Annotated in this window: 17 protein-coding genes and 1 riboswitch; of the genes, 2 read left to right on the plus strand and 15 right to left on the minus strand. The window is 67.3% G+C overall.

Going from position 1 to position 21,673, the window contains the following annotated elements:
- Positions 1-4 precede the first annotated feature (4 nt).
- The 11 genes from N0B71_RS05330 to N0B71_RS05380 form a co-directional block, all read right to left on the minus strand.
- Positions 5-1,243: a calcineurin gene (locus tag N0B71_RS05330; protein WP_259757673.1), complete on the minus strand. Its 1,239-nt coding sequence runs from the start codon at positions 1,241-1,243 to the stop codon at positions 5-7.
- Positions 1,243-2,796 carry an ArnT family glycosyltransferase gene (locus tag N0B71_RS05335; RefSeq protein ID WP_259759481.1) on the minus strand — a complete coding sequence of 518 codons (1,554 nt, stop codon included), beginning with the start codon at positions 2,794-2,796 and terminating at the stop codon, positions 1,243-1,245. The genes N0B71_RS05330 and N0B71_RS05335 overlap by 1 nt, the downstream gene beginning before the upstream one ends.
- A gap of 245 nt (positions 2,797-3,041) precedes the next feature.
- Positions 3,042-3,767 carry a PqiC family protein gene (locus N0B71_RS05340; RefSeq protein ID WP_259757674.1) on the minus strand — a complete coding sequence of 242 codons (726 nt, stop codon included), beginning with the start codon at positions 3,765-3,767 and terminating at the stop codon, positions 3,042-3,044.
- Positions 3,768-3,917: 150 nt separating this feature from the next.
- Positions 3,918-6,182, minus strand: coding sequence for a DNA topoisomerase IV subunit A (parC, locus tag N0B71_RS05345; protein ID WP_259757675.1), 2,265 nt, complete (start codon positions 6,180-6,182; stop codon positions 3,918-3,920).
- A 7-nt stretch (positions 6,183-6,189) separates the two neighbouring features.
- Complete coding sequence (locus N0B71_RS05350; RefSeq protein ID WP_259757676.1) at positions 6,190-6,714, minus strand: retropepsin-like aspartic protease family protein; 525 nt, start codon at positions 6,712-6,714, stop codon at positions 6,190-6,192.
- Positions 6,711-7,751, minus strand: a complete 1,041-nt coding sequence (locus N0B71_RS05355; RefSeq protein WP_259757677.1) for an esterase-like activity of phytase family protein — start codon at positions 7,749-7,751, stop codon at positions 6,711-6,713. Before N0B71_RS05355 ends, N0B71_RS05350 begins: the two co-directional genes overlap by 4 nt.
- Complete coding sequence (gene parE / locus N0B71_RS05360) at positions 7,751-9,646, minus strand: DNA topoisomerase IV subunit B (RefSeq protein ID WP_259757678.1); 1,896 nt, start codon at positions 9,644-9,646, stop codon at positions 7,751-7,753. Before parE ends, N0B71_RS05355 begins: the two co-directional genes overlap by 1 nt.
- An 11-nt stretch (positions 9,647-9,657) precedes the next feature.
- On the minus strand, positions 9,658-10,287 hold the full coding sequence (locus tag N0B71_RS05365; protein ID WP_259757679.1) for a YqiA/YcfP family alpha/beta fold hydrolase: 630 nt from the start codon (positions 10,285-10,287) through the stop codon (positions 9,658-9,660).
- A 75-nt stretch (positions 10,288-10,362) separates the two neighbouring features.
- Positions 10,363-11,172: a 3',5'-cyclic-AMP phosphodiesterase gene (cpdA, locus tag N0B71_RS05370; RefSeq protein WP_259757680.1), complete on the minus strand. Its 810-nt coding sequence runs from the start codon at positions 11,170-11,172 to the stop codon at positions 10,363-10,365.
- Positions 11,173-11,342: 170 nt separating this feature from the next.
- The gene (locus N0B71_RS05375) at positions 11,343-11,801 is read right to left on the minus strand and encodes a DUF1249 domain-containing protein (protein ID WP_259757681.1); all 459 of its coding nucleotides are present in this window, start codon (positions 11,799-11,801) and stop codon (positions 11,343-11,345) included.
- On the minus strand, positions 11,792-12,409 hold the full coding sequence (locus N0B71_RS05380) for an NUDIX domain-containing protein (RefSeq protein ID WP_259757683.1): 618 nt from the start codon (positions 12,407-12,409) through the stop codon (positions 11,792-11,794). Before N0B71_RS05380 ends, N0B71_RS05375 begins: the two co-directional genes overlap by 10 nt.
- A gap of 215 nt (positions 12,410-12,624) precedes the next feature.
- Here N0B71_RS05380 and N0B71_RS05385 point away from each other — a divergent pair, with 215 nt between their 5' ends.
- Positions 12,625-13,377, plus strand: a complete 753-nt coding sequence (locus N0B71_RS05385; protein WP_259757684.1) for an RsiV family protein — start codon at positions 12,625-12,627, stop codon at positions 13,375-13,377.
- Between the two features lie 151 nt (positions 13,378-13,528).
- On the opposite strand, the gene cytX is transcribed toward N0B71_RS05385, so the two are convergent.
- Complete coding sequence (cytX, locus tag N0B71_RS05390) at positions 13,529-14,812, minus strand: putative hydroxymethylpyrimidine transporter CytX (protein ID WP_442964663.1); 1,284 nt, start codon at positions 14,810-14,812, stop codon at positions 13,529-13,531.
- Between the two features lie 155 nt (positions 14,813-14,967).
- The gene (gene thiC, locus N0B71_RS05395) at positions 14,968-16,848 is read right to left on the minus strand and encodes a phosphomethylpyrimidine synthase ThiC (protein WP_259757686.1); all 1,881 of its coding nucleotides are present in this window, start codon (positions 16,846-16,848) and stop codon (positions 14,968-14,970) included.
- Between the two features lie 111 nt (positions 16,849-16,959).
- Positions 16,960-17,067, minus strand: a riboswitch (TPP riboswitch).
- A 173-nt stretch (positions 17,068-17,240) separates the two neighbouring features.
- Between thiC and N0B71_RS05400 the strand changes: the two genes are divergently transcribed.
- On the plus strand, positions 17,241-18,695 hold the full coding sequence (locus tag N0B71_RS05400; RefSeq protein ID WP_259757687.1) for a TolC family outer membrane protein: 1,455 nt from the start codon (positions 17,241-17,243) through the stop codon (positions 18,693-18,695).
- 737 nt (positions 18,696-19,432) lie between these two features.
- Here the strand turns inward: N0B71_RS05400 and N0B71_RS05405 are convergent.
- Both N0B71_RS05405 and N0B71_RS05410 read right to left on the minus strand, forming a co-directional pair.
- The gene (locus tag N0B71_RS05405) at positions 19,433-20,221 is read right to left on the minus strand and encodes a class II aldolase/adducin family protein (RefSeq protein ID WP_259757688.1); all 789 of its coding nucleotides are present in this window, start codon (positions 20,219-20,221) and stop codon (positions 19,433-19,435) included.
- A gap of 57 nt (positions 20,222-20,278) precedes the next feature.
- A complete protein-coding gene (locus tag N0B71_RS05410) occupies positions 20,279-21,352 on the minus strand; it encodes an ABC transporter substrate-binding protein (RefSeq protein WP_259757690.1) in 1,074 nt (357 codons plus the stop codon).
- Between the last annotated feature and the right edge of the window lie 321 nt (positions 21,353-21,673).

The raw sequence follows: 21,673 nt of genomic DNA on the forward strand, positions 1-21,673 counted from the left end.
CCGCTCAGCGCTTGCCGAGCTGCGCCTGCAGCTGGTCCAGCAGCGACGCCGGCGAGCCCTGCACGGGCAACTGGGCGCTGTAGCCCTGGAAGCTGCTGAAGCGCGCCTGGTAATTCAGCTCGATCCGGAAACGGTGGTCCCAGCCGGGTGAGTCCTCCGGCATCAACTGGTCGCAATCCCCCATCGCCTGCGGCGACTCGCAGGGCTTGTAGGCCTGCGGGTAGACCTGACGCTTCCACAGCACCCAGGGCGACAGCGACAAGCCGGCCAGGCTGTTGCGCCGCAGGTCCAGCTCCAGTAGCTGCAACAGGCCGTTGCCGCCCAGGTACTGGTGCTGGTAGTCGACCATCACCATGTCCACGCTGTGCCCCTGGTCGTTGAGCATCCGCGTGTGCACGGCGCCGTCGGCATGGGCGTTGAGGGTGAGGAATATCTGGTCGTTGCGGCGAATCAGGCGCTCCCACAACCGCGCGCCACTGCCATTATCGTCGTGGGAAAGCTCCGCCACGCCCTCCGCATTGCGCTGCAGGATGCTGTGGGAAGCGAGGATCACCGGCACGTGGGGATGCTCGTCGATCACGCCCTGCGCCCACGCCAGGGTCGCCTCGGACGGGTTCCAGTCCAGCGCCAGCAACAGGAAGGACTGGCCGTAGCGCTGGAACAGGTGCACCTGGCTCAGTCCCTTGGGGTCGCTGCCGACGTAGGTGCTCTGCCAGGCGGCGCGCTCCGGACCGAAGTGATCGGCGAAACGGTCGAGGAAGGACCGCCGGTCATCCGAACTGGCTTCCTCGTGCACGTCGCGCTCGCCGGTGGCGATGCTGTACGGCACGCCGCGCTCTTCCAGGGTGCGCATGGCGCCGCTGGCGGTCTGCCACTGACTGGCGACACCGGCGTTTTCCACCACGTCGCCCAGGTGCACCACCAGCGGGACCTGCAGCACCTCGGCGTGTTTGGCCAGCCAGAAGGTCTGGGCGAAGAACGCCAGCGCCGGCTGGTACGGCAGGTTGGGGAAGCGCTGTTCGCTGCGGAACAGGTGGCGTTTGCGGTGATTGTTCTCCGCGTAGAACTGGGTATCGGGCAACAGCGGCAGGACGAAACTGCCGCCGCCGGAAACGAGCTCCAGCGGCGGCAGCGGGTGCTGGCGGAAGAACGCCTGGTCGCGCTCGACCACGTCCTGGGTGTCGGCATCGCCGCAACCGCCGAGGAGCAGGCAGCAGGCGAGCAGGGAAGTCAGTGCTTTCATCACGGCGTGGTGCCCGCTCCCGGGAGCCGCAGCAGGCGGTAGGTGTCGTTGTCGAAACGGCCTTCGAACAGCGGCGAGGCCATGGGCAGGACGGCGGCGAGGCGCTGCGCATCGCGCGCCTGGATCACCAGGTAGAACGGCCCGCGTTGCGCTGCGAGCTGCTCCGGGCGGTCGAGGAACAGCGGCTGCAGGTCGCGGTCGAGGTTGACCATCAGCTTGATCGCCCGCGCGTCCGGCGCCATGCCGTACAGCGCCAGGGGCGCGGGCTGCGCATCGAGGTGGCGAAGCAGCTCGGCAGAAAATGCCTGGCTGTCATACAGGCGGTGTTCCACCGGTTCGAACACCAGGATGTAGCTTGCCCACAGCGCCAGCGCGGCCCCCAGGGCCAGCGCCGCCGGCCGCCGCCAACGCAGCGCGCCGAATGCGAGCAGCCCGGCGAGCGCGACGATGCAGGCCGGCAGGCGCCAGCCCAGCGCGGCGAGCTCCTGCGGATAACGTTTCCAGGCCAGCCACAAGCCGGCCAGCAGCAGTGCCGGCAAGGCCAGCCAGAGCACCCGCAACACACCGCGCAGGACCTGTGCCAGTCGGCTGCCGGCGACCATGAACGGATACCCCGCGACCACGGCCGCCAGGGGCGCCAGGGCGATGATGTAGCGGGCCTTCTTGGCCTGCGGCACCGACAGCCCCGCCATCACCACCAAGGCGGCCAGGGCACAGCCCGCCACCAGGCGGAACGCCGGCTCGCGGCGCCGCTGCCAGAGCAGCGCCAGTGCCGGCAACGCCAGCGGGAAGGCCAGCGCGTAGTTGCCCAGGGAGCTGCGGAAGTAATACAGCGCATCACTGGAGCCGGCGGAGCCGTCCAGTCGACCGATCACCTGCATCCGCAGGACGTCCTGGACGAATGTCTCGCCACCGGCGGCGCGCGCCAGGCCGATCAGCAGGAATACACAGGCGATCAGCAGCGCCAGCGCACTGGCCGAGAAGGCGAACAGCGGCTTCCAGCGCCGATCCAGTAGCAGCTGGCTGCACACCATGCCCGCCGGCACCACCAGCCCGAGCGGCCCGCGCAGGGCGAAACCGGCCAGCAGCAGCGGCAACAGGCGCAGCAGCAGGCCCGCCAGGGAATGGCGCGCGGCATGGAAAGCGACGTAGAAGGCGAGCAGCCCGACGGCCGCGACCATCAGATCGAGGGACACCGCCCGCGTTTCGCTGACGAAGGTGGCGGTCAGCAGCAGCATGGCCACGCTGATCAGCGCCCAGGAGCGGGAGAACGGCGCCACCAGGCGATACACCACGCCCGTGCAGATCGCCGCCGCCAGGGCGGTGGGCAGCCAGGCGGTAAATTCTGTAACACGCCCCAGCGGCAGGGACAGCAGGTAGGTCAGGAAGGTCGAGGTCGCCGGGTAGTCCGGATAGGGCACGCCGTAAGTGGTGGGGAACCAGCCCGGCCCGTGGCGCAGCATTTCGCGGGCGAACAGCACAAAACGCGAGTCGAAGCCGACGAAGGCATCGCCCTGCACGCCGAGCAGGAACAGCACCAGCGCCGCCAGCATGACGCAAAGCGTCTGACGACCCAGGGCGGAATCCGCCTGAACACTGGAGGTTGGGGGGAATGACGACACGCGCGAGTCTCTCGCAGGCTCCGCGCGGAAACGTCCGGGCGCCAATAGCCTGCACAAGCGCCTGTAGATATCACGAAGGCCGTCAAGAAGATGTCAAAAACGGCCAGCGCAGAAACAGAACGGCCCGCAAAGCCATGGCTTGCGGGCCGCGATCGAGCCGGTGCGCAGCGTCCGACTTAGAAGCGATAGACCTCGACATCGGTGCGGATCGGCACCACCAGCGGAATCTTCGGCCCCTCTTCCTTAGGCTTGGCAGCCTGGCCGGTGTTGGCCACCGCTGCCGGCTTGCGCGGCGGCGCCGCCTGCTGCTCCGCCACGGCGGCAGCGACCGGACGCACATCGCGGGCCAGTTGCACGGACAGCTTGCGCAGCAGGTCACCCTGGGCGCGCACCTGATCCTGCACGCTGCCCGAATGCGCTTCTTCCTCACGGAACACGCGGCTGTCGCGCAACTCACCCTTCGGGTCGAGCAGGCGCCAGCGCGCCTCCAGCACCGCCGGCTCCTTGGGGCCGGAGTCCAGGCGGCTGATGGTCAGCATGACCTGCACCTGCGGCGTAAAGCCGGGCTTCTCCGGGAAGAGCGCCAGCCGGGTGCTGTCCAGCTCGCCGGAGAGCAGGCGCATCAGCTGCTGGCTGACGTTGGTCTCCAGGCTGCCGGCCCAGCGGGCTTCGGTCGACAGATTGAGGATACCGTCGGCCTGGCGCTGGACCATGGTCTCGCGCTTCAGATAATCGGCCAGGGAAACCGGGCCGAGCAATACGGCGACACCGTTGTCACGGGTCGGAACGGGAACCGCGCCGGCGTCCAGCTGGTACAGCTGGGTCGGTCGATTCACCGTACAACCCGCCAGCCCGAGAAGGCTGACGAGGGAAAGAAAGGCCAAGGCGCGCAATGCGCTCATCTGGATCACCGTCATTCGCCGAAGTTCGGCGCTACTTCCAACAAAACCAAAAAAATTCAGGCAACGCGCGAAAGGCGCCGGTAGCCAAAGGGACGTATCATCCCTCAACCGGCGCCTCAGCTCCAGAGGCAGGATGTATCGAACCGCGTTTCAATCCTGAGACAGCGATTCTACCAGCAAGGCATCCACCCGCTGGAATCCGCGCGGCAGTTTATTGCCCCGACGGCCCCTTTCGCCTTTGTAGTGCTCCAGGTCGTCACCCTTGAGCGAGAGCGTCCGCTTGCCCGCCTGCAGTACCAGGGTCGCGCCCGTCGGGAGAACGGCGAGGTCGGTGAGGTACTCCTCGCGGCTCGCCACGCGGTCGCCCGGCACGCTGATGATCTTGTTGCCCTTGCCCTTGGCCAGTTGCGGCAGGTCGGACACCTTGAACAACAGCAGTCGGCCCTCGGTAGTGACTGCGGCAATCCAATCCTGTTCCAAATCATTTACCGGACGCGGTGCCATCACCTGCGCACCGCTGGGCAGGCTGAGCAGCGCCTTGCCGGCCTTGTTCTTGGCCTGCATGTCCTCGCCCTTGGCGACGAAGCCGTAGCCGGCGTCGGAGGCCAGCACATACAGGGCATTATCCTCCGGCAGCAGCACGCGGTCGAAGCTGGCGCCCGGCGGCGGCGTCAGGCGGCCGGTGAGCGGCTCGCCCTGGCCACGGGCGGACGGCAGGCTGTGGGCGGCCAGCGAGTAGCTGCGCCCGGTGGAGTCGATGAATACCGCGTACTGGTTCGAACGGCCCGGCGCGGACGCCTTGAAGCCGTCGCCGGCCTTGTACGACAGGCCGGTGGCGTCGATATCGTGGCCCTTGGCGCAGCGCACCCAGCCCTTCTCGGACAGCACCACGGTCACCGGCTCGGTCGGCATCAGCTCGGTTTCCGACAGGGCACGGGCCTCGGCGCGCTCGACGATGGGCGAGCGGCGGTCGTCGCCGTAGGTCTCGGCGTCGGCCAGCAGCTCGTCGCGCACCAGCTTGCGCAGCTTGGCGTTGGAACCCAGGATCGCCAGCAGCTTGGCGCGCTCCTTGGCCAGCTCGTCCTGCTCGCCGCGGATCTTCATCTCTTCCAGGCGCGCCAATTGGCGCAGGCGGGTGTCGAGGATGTAGTCGGCCTGAAGCTCGGAAAGCTCGAAGCGCTGCATCAGGACCGGCTTGGGCTGGTCCTCGGTACGGATGATGTGGATGACTTCGTCGAGGTTGAGGAAGGCCACCAACAGGCCTTCCAACAGGTGCAGGCGCTTCTCGACCTTGTCCAGGCGGAACTGCAGGCGACGGCGCACGGTGTCGGTGCGGTAGGTCAGCCATTCGCTGAGCACCTGGCGCAGGTCCTTGACCTGGGGTTTGCCGTCCAGGCCGATGACGTTCATGTTCACCCGGTACGAGCTTTCCAGGTCGGTGGTGGCGAACAGGTGAGTCATCAGCTCTTCGGCATCCACGCGGTTGGAGCGCGGGATGATGACGATGCGGGTCGGGTTCTCGTGGTCGGACTCGTCACGCAGGTCGGCCACCATCGGCAGCTTCTTGGCCTGCATCTGTCCGGCGATCTGCTCCAGCACCTTGGCCCCGGAGACCTGGTGCGGCAGCGCGGTGACCACGATGTCGCCGTCCTCGACGCGGTACACGGCGCGCATGCGCACCGAGCCACGGCCGGTTTCGTAGATCTTCTGCAGGTCGGCGCGCGGGGTGATGATTTCCGCCTCGGTGGGGAAATCCGGGCCCGGCACGTGCTCGATCAGGTCGGCGACGGTGGCCTGCGGCTCGTCCAGCAGGCGGATGCACGCGGCGGCCACTTCGCGCAGGTTGTGCGGCGGAATGTCGGTGGCCATGCCCACGGCGATGCCGGTGGTGCCATTGAGCAGCAGGTTGGGCAGGCGCGCCGGCAGCACAGCCGGCTCGTCGAGGGTGCCGTCGAAGTTCGGCACCCAGTCCGCGGTGCCCTGGCCCAACTCGGAGAGCAGGGTCTCGGCATAGCGCGACAGGCGCGCCTCGGTGTAACGCATGGCGGCGAAGGACTTGGGATCGTCCGGCGCACCCCAGTTGCCCTGGCCGTCCACCAGCGGGTAGCGGTAGGAGAACGGCTGGGCCATCAGCACCATGGCTTCGTAGCACGCCGAGTCGCCGTGGGGGTGGTATTTACCCAGCACGTCACCGACGGTCCGCGCCGACTTCTTGTGCTTGGCGTCGGCGTCCAGGCCCAGTTCGCTCATGGCGTAGACGATGCGCCGCTGTACGGGCTTGAGGCCGTCGCCGATGTGCGGCAGGGCGCGGTCCATGATCACGTACATGGAATAGTTCAGGTAAGCCTGTTCGGTGAAGTCGGCCAGTGACCGGCGCTCCACGCCCTCCAGACTCAGATCGAGGGTTTCGCTCATGCGTGCCTCACGGTGTAGATCGCTGGCGCAGCACCAGGGTGCCGTCCTGCTGGGTGAAATCCAGTTGTCTGAGTGCGCTCATGCCGAGCAGCACCTCGTCGCCTTCCATGCCCGGCGCGATCAGCGCCGGCACATCGGTCAGGCGGATGTCGCCAAGCTGCAGACTGGGCAGGCGCGTGCGCCAGCCCTGGCTGCGGCCGTTGGCGGTGTCCAGGGTCACCGGCAAGCCGCGCGGCAGGCCGAGGCGGTCGGCCAGGCGCTGCGGCAGGGCCACCTGGGTGGCGCCGGTGTCGAGCATGAAGGTCACCGTCTCGCCGCCGATCTTGCCGTCCACCACGTAGTGGCCGGCGCGATTGCCGATCAGTCGCACTTCCACGTAACCGTCGCCGCGGGTCGATTGCGGCTGCGGATTGGGGTTGTGCTGACGGGTTTCCCAGGCGCCAAAGTAGCGGGTGGCCAGCAGGATGCCCGCGCCCCAGGCGAGGAACATCATGATCTTGCCGATCCGCCTGCCCGGCACCGCGTCGTTCATTTGCCACCCAGCCAACCGCCGGCCGGCGCCGCGAAGCGCAGCACGTAAGGCCGCGCGTCACCGTCGGCGCGGGCGTGCTCGCCGTTGTCCAGACCGATCCAGGCCCCCGCATCGTCGAGGATCAGGGCTTCGGCCACACCATAGGGCAGGTCGTAGCGGCGTTCGGGCGCCAGCGCCCCGGCGGCGAAGGACCAGCACAGCTCCTGCGCACCGGTCTTCACGTCGCGGCGACAGATCTGGTGCGCCAGGCGCTCCAGGGTGAACAGCTTGTCCTTGTACAGCGCCAGGTCGGAGAAATCGATCGGCAGCGCACGCTCGGCGCCCAGCTCCGGCGGCGGCAGCGCGGTGCCACCTTCGCTGAGCATCACGCAGTTGCCCTCGCACTTCCAGGTGCCATTGTCGTTGCGCACCTTGAGCAGCCCGCGGCGCTGACGCTCGGCCGCCAGCCAGAGCTGCTTGCCGTCGGCGCTGATGGCAATGCCTTCGTAGAGCGCATTGAACTCCATCAGCAGGCCATTGGCGCGTGCCTGGCGCAGCAGGTTCTGCGGCAGCGGCAGCCAGCTCGGCTCGCCGACCGCGGGCAGCAGCAGGACGGCGGCATAGCCTTCGCTGACCACATAGCGGTTGCCCGCCTGGTCGCAGGTGATGCCTTCGAAGTCCATCGCCCCGCCGCGCAGCAGGCCGCCGACGCTGACCCGCGCCTTGGCGCCCCAGGACAGGCCGCTTTCCGGCGTGCCGGGGACGACGAAGGGCTCGGCGGTGGCCTGCCAGGCCTTGCCCGGCGTCTCGTCGATCAGCAGGCGATAGATGCGGTCGTCGTCGCGGTCGGACACCGTCCACATCTCGTTGCCGCACAGCGCGAGGCCCGAGAGGTTGCCGTTGGGCATGCCCTCCACCGGGTGCTCGGTGACGAACTGCAGCGAGGCTGGCGCCGTCGTCGGCGCGACCGCGGCAGAAGCCTTGGGCGCTGGCTCCGGCGCCTGGGCGGCAAGCGCCAGGCCCGCGATCAGGCCAGAGCAGGCCAGCAACCAGCGCATCAGGCGATGTCCGCCAGGTTGCCCTTGGTTTCCAGCCAGGACTTGCGGTCGCCTGCGCGCTTCTTGGCCAGCAGCATGTCCATGATTTCCACGGTGCCGTCGGCGTCTTCCAGGGTCAGCTGGACCAGGCGGCGGGTATTCGGGTCCATGGTGGTTTCGCGCAGCTGCGGCGGGTTCATCTCGCCCAGGCCCTTGAATCGGGTGACCTGCGGTTTGCCCCGGCGCTTCTCGGCGGCCAGGCGGTCGAGGATGCCGTCGCGCTCGGCCTCGTCCAGGGCGTAGAAGACTTCCTTGCCCAGATCGATACGGAACAGCGGCGGCATGGCGACGTAGACGTGGCCCGCTTCCACCAGGGGGCGGAAGTGGCGGACGAACAGCGCGCACAGCAGCGTGGCGATGTGCAGGCCGTCGGAGTCGGCGTCGGCGAGGATGCAGATCTTGCCGTAGCGCAGCTGGGTCAGGTCGGCCGCGCCTGGGTCGACGCCGATGGCCACGGCGATGTCATGGACTTCCTGGCTGGCGAGCACTTCGCCGCCGTCCACTTCCCAGGTGTTCAGGATCTTCCCGCGCAGCGGCATGATCGCCTGGAATTCCTTGTCCCGCGCCTGCTTGGCCGAGCCACCGGCGGAGTCGCCCTCCACCAGGAACAGTTCGGCGCGCATCGGGTCCTGCCCCGCGCAGTCGGCCAGCTTGCCGGGCAGCGCCGGACCCTGGGTGATCTTCTTGCGCTCGACCTTCTTGCCCGCCTTGAGGCGGCGGCCGGCGTTGCTGATGGCCAGCTCGGCCAGTTGCAGGCCCAGTTCGGGGTGCGCGTTGAGCCACAGGCTGAAGGCGTCCTTGACCACGCCGGAGACGAACGCGGCGGCCTCGCGGGAGGACAGGCGTTCCTTGGTCTGGCCGGAGAACTGCGGCTCCTGCATCTTCATCGAGAGGACGAAGGCGATGCGCTCCCAGACGTCTTCCGGCGCCAGCTTCACGCCGCGCGGCAGCAGGTTGCGGAATTCGCAGAACTCGCGCATCGCATCCAGCAGGCCCTGGCGCAGGCCGTTGACGTGGGTGCCGCCCTGGGCAGTGGGAATCAGGTTGACGTAGCTTTCCTGCAGCGATTCGCCGCCCTCGGGCAGCCACAGCAGGGCCCAGTCCACCGCTTCCTTGTTGCCGGCCAGCGCGCCGCAGAACGGCTCGTCGGGCAGGCGGATATTCTCGGAGACGGAGTCGACCAGGTAGGAACGCAGGCCGTCCTCGTAGTGCCATTCGATGCGCTCGCCGCTGGACTTGTCCTCGAAGGTCACCAGCAGGCCGGGGCACAGCACGGCCTTGGCCTTGAGCACGTGCTTGAGGCGGCTGACGGAGAACTTGTGCGAGTCGAAGTACTTGGCGTCCGGCCAGAAGTGCACGCTGGTGCCGGTGTTGCGCTTGCCGACGGTGCCGATCACTTCCAGGTCGCTGGACTTGAAGCCGTCGGCGAAGGTCATGCGGTATTCGTTGCCGTCGCGCTTGACCCGCACCTCGACCGTGGTCGACAGCGCGTTCACCACCGAGATGCCGACGCCGTGCAGGCCGCCGGAGAACTGGTAGTTCTTGTTGGAGAACTTGCCGCCGGCGTGCAGCTTGGTGAGGATCAGTTCGACGCCGGGCACGCCCTCTTCGGGGTGGATGTCCACCGGCATGCCGCGGCCGTCGTCGATCACTTCCAGCGAGTTGTCCTCGTGGAGGATCACCTGCACGCTCTTGGCGTGGCCGGCGAGGGCTTCGTCGACGCTGTTGTCGATGACTTCCTGGGCCAGGTGGTTGGGGCGGGTGGTGTCGGTGTACATGCCCGGGCGCTTGCGCACCGGATCGAGGCCGGAGAGAACCTCGATGGCGTCTGCGTTATAGGCGTTCTGCTGGGCCATGGAGTTCCTGCTTAATCAGTCGAAGAGGTGATGGCTTCAAATTCGGAGAAGTCGATGTCGCGCCATTGGCTGGACGGCACGCCGGCAAAGGCCAGCAGCGCCGGCACATGGCTGACGAAGCGCTGGAAGCCGTGGTCGCCACCGGACTCGATGCGCAGCGCCGCGGCCCGGTAGTAGCGCTCGGCGGCGCGGTAGTCGAGGGTTTCGTCGGCGGTCTGCAGCCACACCTGGTAGCGCGAGCCGTCGGTGGGCGGCGGCACTTCCAGTTCCGCCAGCGCGGCAACGTGGTCCAGGGTCAACTCCCAGGTCTCGCCGCTGTAATAGTTGGTCTGCGCGCCGAGCTGGCCGTCGAACAGCCGGTGCGGCGCCACGGCCGGGTTGATCAGCACGGCCTTCAGGCCATGACGCTCGGCCAGGTAGGTCGCGTAGTAGCCGCCTAGGGAGCTGCCAATCAGCAGCGGCTGGCCCAGTTCGGCAACAGCGGATTCCAGCTGCGCCATGGCCTTGCGCGGGTGATGGTGCAATGCGGGCAGGCGCAGTTGGTCGGCCAGGCCCAGGCGCTGCAGGGCCGCCGTGAACTGGCGGGCCTTCTGCGAGCCGGGCGAGCTGTTGAATCCGTGGATATAGAGGAATGCGGTCATGGGCCGGGAGGCTACAAGCTGCAAGTGGCATGCCGCAAGTGGGTCAGCGTCGCAAGGCGTTCCAAGCGTGACCGATCAATAGCCCTTGATGCTGTAGTCGACTTCGAAGGCAATGTCGGTCACTCGCGATACACCCGTCTGCACGCTGCCATCGGGCATCAGCCGCAGCCAGCGGTAACCCGGTGCCGGGCTGTCGACGCAGAAGTCCTCGCTGCCGGGGGTGAACTGCACGCAGGTGGACGGCGACGCCAGCAGGCGCACGTCACCGCGCAGGCGGTCGATCTCCTGGTGGACGTGGCCCCAGAGCAGGCAGCGCACGTTGGGGTAGCGGTCCAGCACGGCGAAGAGTTTTTCCGGATTGTGGATGCCGATGCGGTCCATCCACCGGCTGCCGATGGGCACCGGATGATGATGGAAGCTGATCAGCAGATGCTTGTCCGGCGCGGCCTGGATGGCGTTTTCCAGCAGCTCGACCTGTTCGTCGCTCACCTGCCCCGGCACCGCACCGGGAATGGTGGAATCCAGCAGGATCACCCGCCAGGGCCCCAGGTCGATCACCGGGTCGAGCAGGTCGCTGCCGGCGGCGGCTTCGCGCATCGGCCCCATTTCGTCGTGGTTGCCGGGGAACCAGCGCGTTGGCGCGGCGATCGGTGCGGTCAGGGCGCGGAAGCGCTCATACGACTCGACCGAGCCATCCTGGGAGAGGTCGCCCGTGGCCAGCACCAGGTCGATCGCCGGCTGCTCCTCGCCGACCAGGCGCACCACCTGGCTCAGGCTGTCGGCGGTGTCCATGCCCAGCAGCCGGCCGTTCTCTTCGGCAAACAGGTGGCTGTCGGAAAGCTGGACGACCAGGACGGAATCGGAAGCGGTGGGCTGGGTGGGCAATGCGCCTTCTCCTGTGAGGCGGGCGTGCGGGAAGTCGTGACGGAGTATGGTGACAGGCGCCCCGCTGGGCAAACCGGGAAAGCGTCACAGATCACAGTTAGGGACACGAGTCTGCGATGGGCGGGCAGGATAGCATGGTGCCACCATGACGCAGCGCGCTCATGGCGATTTCAGCGCTGCAGCACCGGCTCCAGTTCGTGACCGCAGGCCAGGCAGTGGCTCAGCCATTCGCCGAGGAACTGGTTGAGCTGGTTCTTCTCGTCGGGCTGGTGCATCGCCTGGTTCGGGTAGGGGTAGATCGCCAGCAGGCGGCGCGCCTGCTCGGCGCCGACCACTTCGGCCATGCGCGCGTCGTGGTACACCCGCACTTCCAGCTTGGGCGCCGGCAGCCAGGGCAGGCCCAGCTCCTGGCGCACCTGCAGCACGGTGGTGTAGGGACAGGCTTCGACCACGTCCAGCGCCAGCACGCCGAGCAGCCGCTCGCCTTCGCTGAGCGCCACGCGGCGCGAGACCTGGGTGTCGCGCATCTCGGGCAACAGGCGCATCAGGCGCAAGTAGTTCGCCTCGCAGGTCGCCTGCAACCCCGCCAGGTCGACGCGATAGCGCTCGCGCAGCAGATTCACACCCATAACCCCCTTACCTCGGCGCGGTTGAGCGCCAGCCATTGCAGCGCGATCATGCTCGCCGCGTTGTTGATGCGACCGTCACGCACGGCCTGCAGGGCTTCCTCGAACGGCATGACGTGGACACGGATGTCCTCGCCCTCCTCCTCCAGCCCGTGGACGCCCGACGCGCCGCTGCTGTCGCAGCGACCGACGAACAGGTGTACCAGTTCGTTGCTGCCGCCCGGCGACGGCAGGTACTGGGCGATCGGCCACAGCGCGCCGAGGGTCAGGCCGGCTTCTTCCACCGCTTCGCGGCGGGCGACTTCCTCGGGCTCCTCGTCCTTGTCGATCAGCCCGGCGACCAGCTCCATCAGCCAGGGGTTAACCCCGGCATCCATGGCGCCGACGCGGAACTGCTCGATCAGCACCACCTCATCGCGCTGCGGATCGTAGGGCAGCACGCACACCGCGTCGTGGCGCACGAACAGCTCGCGGGTCAGCAGCGGGCCCATGCCGCCGGCGAACTGGCGGTGCCGCAGGCGCAGGCGGTCGACCTTGTAGAAACCCTTGAAGCACTGTTCGCGCTCCTGGATCTCGATGTCCTGGGGACCTGGTTTGAACGTTTCCGACATCCCGTCCTACTCACTGTGCGTTGAACTTCGCGCCATCCTATCGCGCCGCCGAGGGCGACGCAGCCTCTTTCGCCCGCAGGCGGACAGCCAGGCTGGCTGTGACCGCCGCACGCAGCCGTGGTTCGCAAAGTGGTTCATAATCTGCCGCCGAACCGGCAGCGCCGACGGCGGTCGAACCACTCCATTGCCGGCGAACGTCAACGACAAGGATTCCCATGCGACTTCTGAAACTTGCCGCCCTGGGCAGCATCTGCCTGTTACTGGGGGCGTGCCAGGGTCTGTTCAAGCCCTCGCTCGACGAACCGCTGAGCGCGCGCCACACCGCGTTCGAGCACCCCAAGCCGGGTTGCCAGGGCGAGCAATGCCCGCTGTTCAACCTCGATACCGTCAGCTTCGACGACGAGCCGGCGCTCAACGAAGCGATCACCACGCAACTGCTGCGACTGGCCCGCGAGGGCGATGGCGCGGCACCGGCGAGCCTGGACGTCTACGAGAAACGCTTCCTCGATTCGGCCCAGCCCGGCTGGAGTTCCTACCTGCAAGCCAAGATCCGCGAACAGCATGACGGTCTGGTGATCATCGAGCTGTCCAGCTATCGCTTCACCGGCGGCGAGTACGGCCAGCCTGGCCGCGCGTTCATCAATTATGATCGACGTATCCACAAGGTGCTCACCCTGCAGGACATTCTCCTGCCCGGCCAGGAGGACAACTTCTGGAAGGTGGCGCGCATGGCGCACCAGGCGTGGATTCTGCAGAACAAGCTGGACGAGCAGGACCCGAACTTCTCCAGGGACTGGCCGTTCCAGCCGACCGAGCACTTCGCCCTGACCTTCGGCGCGCTGACGCTCAAGTACGACATCGACCGCATCGCCCCGCACTCGGTCGGCCACCCGGAGCTGAAGATTCCCTACCCGCGGCTGAACGGCATCGTGAAGACCTATTACTTCCCGGGGCGCGGGGCGCAGTAAGTATCGATCAGAACAGCCAGAGCCATCGCGGTTCGTCCGTGATTCACCGGCTGCTCAGGAGCGTTCCCGGTCGCGGGCATGGCCCGCTCCTACAGGGAGTCTGGAGCGCGGATGCAGCTTCTGTAGGAGCGGGCCATGCCCGCGAACAGCCTCACGCCGAAGCCGGCACCTTGGCACCCACACGCCCCAGCAGCAGTTGCAGCACAGCCGCCACCACCAGCGCCGGCAGGGTCGCGCCCAGGTCCGGCTGGAAGTTCGCCAGCAGGTGATACACCACCACGCCGCCCGCCCAGGCCAGCAGCGAGCCCCAGCGCAGGCCGTGCGGAATGGCAGCCGGCGCGCGGCGGCGCAGCACGAAGTGGTCGACCAGCACCACGCCGAACAGCGGCGCGAACACCGAGCCGATCAGCAGCAGGAAGTTCTGGTACTCAGCCAGCGGCGCGAACCAGGCGATCAGGGTGCAGATCACGCCGATGGCCAGGGCCAGCTGTTCGACCTTGAGCGGCAGCAGGATGCCGCTGGAGACCGCCGCCGAGTGGATGTCGGCGAAGGCCTTCTCCGACTCGTCCAGCAGGATCAGCAGCAGCGGGATGCCCATGCCGGCGCCGGCCAGCGCCAGCAGCAGGGCGTTGGCGTCGCTGCCCTGGGCGAACGCCAGGGTGTAGGCCACGCCCAGGCCCATCAGCCAGAAGCAGCCGATGAAGAAGCCCAGTGCCGCGCCGGCGAAGGTCTGCCCGGCGCGCTTGCCGAAGCGCGAGTAGTCGGCGATCAGCGGCAGCCAGGACAGCGGCATGGCAATGGCGATGTCGAAGCCCACGGCGAACGGCATCGAACCGTCGCCGGCCCTGGCCCAGAGCGCGGCCAGGTCGGCACGCCTGAACAGGTCGAAGGTCAGCCAGACGCACGCGGCAAGCAGCAGCCAGATGCCCCAGCGGCGCAGCACCCGGCGCACGAAGGCGAGCGGGCCGGCGACCGCCAGCAGGGTTGCCAGCGCGCCGAACACCAGGGTCCACGCAGCCGGGCTGGTCCAGGCGCTGCCTTCGCCGAAGGCGCGGCCTGCCAGCAGGCTGGCGGCGTCGCGCATGACGATGATCTCGAAGGCGCCCCAGCCGATCAGCTGCAACAGGTTGAGCAGCGCCGGCAGCGCGGCGCCGTGGCTGCCCAGGCTGAGCTTGAGCGAGGCCATGGCGGACAGGCCGGTGTCGGTACCGATCACCCCGGCGCTGGCCAGCAGCAGGACGCCCACCAGGGTACCGAGCAGGATCGCGCCGAGCGCGCCGGCCAGGCCCAGGCCCGGCGCCAGCAGGGCGCCGGTCTGCAGCACCATCAGGCCGATGCCCAGGGAGAACCAGAGGGAGAACAGGTCGCGCAGGCCGAGCACACGCTGGGCGCTGCCCACGGCGGTGGTCGGTGAATAGTCGATGGTGGTCACGATGGGTGCAGGACTCAGTGGTTGGTTTTTGTTTGTCTTTCGTAGGAGCGAGCTTCCTCGCGAACAGCCCGGCAGCGGAACCGCCGGGTGGCACGGTTCGCGAGCAAGCTCGCTCCTACAGGTAACCCACCCTCGAGGGTGAGGATGGGGGATACCGGTCACACCTGCTTGTAGATCACCGAGCCTTCGTCCTTGAAGCGCGCGGCCTGTTCCTGGAAGCCGGCCTCGATGGCCTTCTGCTCGTCGGTCAGGCCGTTTTCCTTGGCGTAGTCGCGGACTTCCTGGGTGATCTTCATGGAGCAGAACTTCGGCCCGCACATGGAGCAGAAGTGCGCCACCTTGGCCGAGTCTTTCGGCAGCGTCTCGTCGTGGAAGGCGCGGGCGGTGTCCGGGTCCAGGCCGAGGTTGAACTGGTCTTCCCAGCGGAACTCGAAGCGCGCCTTGGACAGCGCGTTGTCGCGGATCTGCGCGCCGGGGTGGCCCTTGGCGAGGTCGGCGGCGTGGGCGGCGATCTTGTAGGTGATGATGCCGGTCTTCACGTCATCCTTGTTCGGCAGCCCCAGGTGCTCCTTGGGCGTGACGTAGCAGAGCATGGCGCAGCCGTACCAGCCGATCATCGCCGCGCCGATGCCGGAGGTGATGTGGTCGTAGCCGGGCGCGATGTCGGTGGTCAGCGGGCCGAGGGTGTAGAACGGCGCCTCGTCGCAGCACTCCAGCTGCTTGTCCATGTTTTCCTTGATCAGGTGCATCGGCACGTGGCCGGGGCCTTCGATCAGCACCTGGACGTCGTGCTTCCAGGCGATGCGGGTCAGCTCGCCCAGGGTCTCCAGTTCGCCGAACTGCGCGGCGTCGTTGGCGTCGGCCACCGAGCCCGGACGCAGGCCGTCGCCCAGCGAGAAGCTGACGTCGTAGGCCTTCATGATTTCGCAGATTTCCTCGAAGTGGGTGTAGAGGAAGTTCTCCTGGTGATGCGCCAGGCACCACTTGGCCATGATCGAGCCGCCGCGCGAAACGATGCCGGTGACGCGCTTGGCGGTCAGCGGCACGTAGCGCAGCAGCACGCCGGCGTGGATGGTGAAGTAGTCCACGCCCTGCTCGGCCTGTTCGATCAGGGTGTCGCGGAAGATTTCCCAGGTCAGGTCCTCGGCGATGCCGCCCACCTTCTCCAGCGCCTGGTAGATCGGCACGGTGCCGATGGGCACCGGGCTGTTGCGCAGGATCCACTCGCGGGTCTCGTGGATGTGCTTGCCGGTGGACAGGTCCATCACCGTGTCGGCGCCCCAGCGGATGCCCCAGGTGAGCTTCTCCACTTCTTCCTCGATGGAGGAGCCCAGCGCGCTGTTGCCGATGTTGCCGTTGATCTTCACCAGGAAGTTGCGGCCGATGATCATCGGTTCCAGTTCGGTGTGGTTGATGTTCGCCGGGATGATCGCGCGGCCGCGGGCGACTTCCTGGCGGACGAACTCGGGGGTGATCTCCCTGGGGATGCTGGCGCCGAAGCTCTGCCCCGCGTGCTGGGCGTCCAGCAGGCCGGCGGCGCGGGCCTCCTGCAGCTTCATGTTTTCGCGGATGGCGATGTATTCCATCTCGGGCGTGATGATGCCCTGGCGCGCGTAGTGCATCTGCGTGACGTTCTTCCCGGCCTTGGCCCGGCGCGGGGTGCGCACATGGGCGAAGCGCAGGGCATCGAGGCTGGGGTCGGCCAGGCGCGACTGGCCGAACTCGGAGGTCAGGCCGGGGAGGATCTCGGTGTCGCCGCGCTCGTCGATCCAGCGCGAGCGCACGTCCGGCAGGCCCTTGCGCAGGTCGATGCGCACGTCAGGGTCGGTGTAGGGGCCGGAGGTGTCGTAGACCACCACCGGGGCGTTCTTCTCGCCGCCGAAGGCGGTGGGAGTGTCGGCGAGGGAGATTTCCCGCACGGGGACGCGGATGTCCGGGCGCGAGCCGGTCAGGTAGACCTTCTTCGAATTCGGAAAGGGCTGGGTCGACTGGCGGTCGAGCTGTTCAAGGCGGGTGACGTTGTTTTTCTGGGTGCTCATCCTGGCTCTCCTGGGGTGATTGCCGGGGAGAACCTGGGACGAGAGGAGCTGCCTGCCGCAGCGAAGGGACGCACCCCGGGAAGGGCTGGGGCCGGGGCGGAATGCGCCGCGGGATGCGTACTTCTTGTTCCCTACGCGGGTCTTAACCCGATCAGGTTCAACGGGATCCGGAACTATCCGATCTCAGCCCCTCGCAATGGGGCACCCCGACAAGAACGTCCGCAGTCTAATCAAGTGCGCCCGGATAAGCCAACGCCGCTCGGCCGAAATCACGCACTTGCCTGCAGCCAGCTACACTGCTGCCTCGGAAGGCTCGTACGAACGTGCCTTGACCGCCACCCGGCGGCAACCGTAGCCTTGCCCCACCTCGCATCACTTTCCAGGATGAACGAATGCTGCGCAGACTCTCTCTGGCTGTCGCTGTAGCCGCAACGACAGGCTTTGCCTGGGCTGCACAGCCCACCCCGGCCGCCCCCTCGCTGCCCACCAAGACGGACCTGATCAGCGTCTACAAGGACGCCGTCGACAACAACGCCGACCTCGCCGCCGCCCAGGCCGATTACCTGGCGCGCAAGGAAGCCGTCCCCCAGGCACGCTCCGGCCTGCTGCCGCAGATCAACGCAGGCGCCAGCACCGGGACGACCCGCACCGCCCTGGACACCCCCAGCGCCACGCTGAACCGCAACACCCAGCTGGTGCAGGCGAGCCTGAGCCAGCCGTTGTTCCGCGCGGACCGCTGGTTCCAGCTCAAGGCCGCGGAAAACACCACCGAACAGGCCCAGCTGGAATTCTCCGCGACCCAGCAGCAACTGATCCTGCAGACCGCCGAGACCTATTTCGGCGTGCTGCGCGCCCAGGACAACCTGGCGGCCAGCAAGGCCGAGGAAGCGGCGTTCAAGCGCCAGCTCGACCAGTCCAACGAACGCTTCGACGTCGGCCTGTCCGACAAGACCGACGTGCTCGAATCCCAGGCCAGCTACGACACCGCGCGGGCCAACCGCCTGGTGGCCGAGCAGCAGGTGGATGACGCCTTCCAGGCCCTGGTGACCCTGACCAACCGCGAGTACAGCGCCATCGAGGGCATCCTCCACTCGCTGCCGGTGGTGGCGCCGATGCCCAACGACGCCAAGGCCTGGGTGGACACCTCGGTGCAGCAGAACCTGCGCCTGCAAGCCAGCAACTACGCGGTGGACGCCGCCGAAGAAACCCTGCGCCAGCGCAAGGCCGGCCACCTGCCGACCGTCGACGCCGTGGCCCAGTACCAGAAGGGCGACAACGACGCCCTGGGCTTCACCAACACCGGCGCGCCGGGCGACCCGCACTACGGCAAGTACGTCGACCAGACCAGCATCGGCCTGCAGCTCAACGTGCCGATCTACAGCGGCGGCCTGACCAGCTCCCAGGTACGCGAGGCCTACCAGCGCCTGAACCAGAGCGAACAGCTGCGCGAAAGCCAGCGCCGCCAGGTGGTGCAGGACGCGCGCAACCAGCACCGCGCGGTGAACACCGACGTCGAGCAGGTGAAGGCGCGTCGCCAGGCGATCATCTCCAACCAGAGCTCGCTGGAAGCCACCGAGATCGGCTACCAGGTCGGTACCCGCAACATCGTCGACGTACTGGACGCCCAGCGTTCGCTGTACAACTCGGTGCGCGACTACAACAACACCCGCTACGACTACATCCTCGACAACCTGCGCCTGAAGCAGACCGCCGGCACCCTCGCGCCGAGCGACCTGGAAGCGCTGGGCAGCTACCTGAAGCCGGACTACAACCCGGACAAGGACTTCCTGCCGCCCGACCTGGCCAAGGCCGCCGAGGCCCAGCTCAAAGCCGGCTCGAAGTACTGAGCCAGCCCCAAGAAAAAGCCCCGCGATGCGGGGCTTTTTCTTTGGAGCCGCGCCACGCCAACGACAACGTGCGACTCGTTTTTGCTCTGGCTCTGCTCTGGCTCGTCAGAGACTTCCAGAAAAACACCCTCACACGCCGAACCGCCCCTTTCAGGAGGCCGAGTGGAAGCGAAGTTTCAGGGGTTGAGCGACATGGATGTCGCGAGAGCCGCGATGGGCCAGGGATGGCCCTTCACGGCGTGCCCCTGAAACTGCGCTGCAGCGAGGGCATTTTTCGCCTGGGCGAAAAACCGGATGGAGGGGCAAGACCTTTTGGTTCCTTTTGGGTCGTTTGCCAAAAGGGACTCGCCGAGAGGCGAAACCCAATCCTCCAGCGCACACCGAAGCGGCGCCGAAACGCCCGACAGAAATGCACGCTGACGTCCCAACGCATCCGCATACAACCGCGAACAGTGCGCCCCTACATTTTCGGCGAAGAGGTGGGTTTCCATGCGAAGCCCGGTTCACGCCGCGCGGGATTTCGCGGACAAGGTCCGCTCCTACATGGGATATCGTGCCGGCCCACCCTCTCCCTTCAGGGAGAGGGTTAGGGAGAGGGGAGATAGCCAGTACGGGGTTTCAGAGGAAGACAGTTGCTCCTACGCCTGCCCAAGCAACGGCATCGACCTGCAGCAGCGCGCCACGCGCGCCATCGCGGGCATGGCCCGCTCCGCCGCAACGTGGCCCGAAGGCGGCGATCACTCCCGATACCCCGGCGCCACCCGATCCAGCATCCGCAGCAGCGCCGCCCAGGCCAGCTCGTAAGCATCCGGGTCGCTCAGCTCCCCTTCCGCCAGCGGTCGCGCCGGGGCATTGAACTGCTGCTCGGTGTGGCGGCACACCTCCTCCGAGGGGATCACCAGTTCGCCGCCCGCCTGGGCCGCCAGCTGGATGTCGCACGCCTTCTCCAGGTAATACATGCGCAGGAATGCCTGCTGCACCGTCCGCCCCACCGTCAGTAGGCCGTGGTTGCGCAGCATCAGCCCGAAGTGGTCGCCCAGGTCACGCACCAGGCGCTGCTGCTCATCCAGCGACAGCGCGATGCCTTCGTAGTCGTGGTAGCCCAGGCGCCCGTAGAACTCCAGGGAGATCTGGTTCAGCGGCAGCAGCCCACAGGCCTGCGCCGCCACCGCGCAGCCGGCGCGGGTATGGGTGTGCAGCACGCACTGCGCGTCCTCGCGGGCGGCATGAATGGCGCTGTGGATGACGAAACCGGCCGGGTTGACCTTGTACGGCGTCGGCTCCACCGCGTGGCCGTGGAGGTCGATCTTCACCAGACTCGACGCGGTGATCTCATCGAACATCAGGCCATAGGGGTTGATCAGGAAATGGTGTTCGGGACCGGGGATGCGCACCGAGATGTGGGTGAAGATCAGGTCGGTCATGCGGAAGTGGGCGATCAGCCGGTAGCAGGCCGCCAGCTCCTCGCGCAGCGTCCATTCCTCGGGTGAACAGGTAGCGCGGCTGGGCGCCTGCAGCGATGTCATGGTGCACGTCTCCTCAAGGCAAAGAGACGCCGGGGCGCGCAGGCCCCGGCGTCATCGTCATTGCGCGGCCCAGGCGTTGAAGCGCTCTTCCAGCTCCTCGCCGTGGTCGACCCAGAACTCGTCGTCCATCGCCAGGCCCTGGGGCAGGTTCTGCGTGGAGGTCGGCACCCAGCCGGCGATGTCGGACGGCAGGCGTTCGGCGGCCTGCTTGTTGGTCGGACCATACGCAATGTGCTTCACGTAGTCGACCTGGGCGTCGGGCTGGTTGGCGAAGGCGATGAAGCGCTTCGCCGCGTCGACGTGCTGCGAGCCCTTGATGATCGCCCAGTAGTCCATGCCGTACAGGCTGCCCGGCCAGACCAGCTGCAGATTGCGCCCGCTCTTGTAGGCGTCGGCGATGCGCCCGGTGTAGGTGGTGGTCATCACCACGTCACCGGCGGCCAGCCACTGCGCCGGTTGCGCGCCGGCCTCCCACCACTGCACGTAGGGCTTGATCTGGTTCAGCTTGGCGAAGGCGCGGTCCACGCCGGCCTTGGTGCCCAGTTCCTTGTACACGTCCGCCGGCTTGACGCCGTCGGCCATCAGGGCGAACTCCAGGTTGTAGATGGCGCGCTTGCGCAGGCCGCGCTTGCCGGGGAATTTCTGCACGTCCCAGAAATCCGCCCAGGATTGCGGCGCCGGCTTGAGCTTATCGGCGTCGTAGGCGATCGCCACGCCCCACACCAGGGCCGCCGAGCCGCAGTCCTTGGCAGCATTGGGGATGAGCTGGTCCTTGCCGCCGATCTGCTGCCAGTCCAGCGGCACGAACAATCCCTCATCGCAGCCCCGCGCCAGGTCCGGGCCCTCGATCTGCACCACGTCCCAGTCGGCATGGCCGGTGTCGGCCATCACCTTGATGCGGGCCATTTCGCCGTTGTACTCGGTCTGCGTCACGCCAACGCCGGACTGCCGGCTGAAGGGCTGGAAGAACGCCGCGTCCTGGGCCTTCTGGCCGGCGCCGCCATAGCCGACCACCACCATGTTCTCGGCGGCCTGGACGACGCCGCCGCACAGCCCGAGGGCGAGCAGCAGCGGCGAGAGGGTGGTCTTGAGGAAGGAACGCGTGCGGCAGGTGTTGCGGTGGACAGTCATCGGGCATACCCCCGGTCGTAGGTGGCAGCGGGCGCGGCCGCAATGGCCGCACACACGCAGGACGGGCGCGCCGGAACCACGGAGCAAGACAGACAGGGCAGAGATGGATCGATTGCCAGCGGGTGAACCCGCCCGGCGAGGGGGGACCGTGCGAAACGGTTCATGCGCCTCTCCTCTTGTAGTTGTTGTGGAGCTCGTCGCGGTGACCCCGGAGGGTCCCGGGGCGGGATTGAAACTACCCAGTCACCTTTAAAAAAACAAGTTGATTTTTTACTAACGGTAAATTTCTATAGCTACAACTTAAACAACATTTTCCGCATC

The organism is Pseudomonas sp. GCEP-101, from assembly GCF_025133575.1.
Classification (GTDB): Bacteria; Pseudomonadota; Gammaproteobacteria; order Pseudomonadales; family Pseudomonadaceae; genus Pseudomonas; species Pseudomonas nitroreducens_B.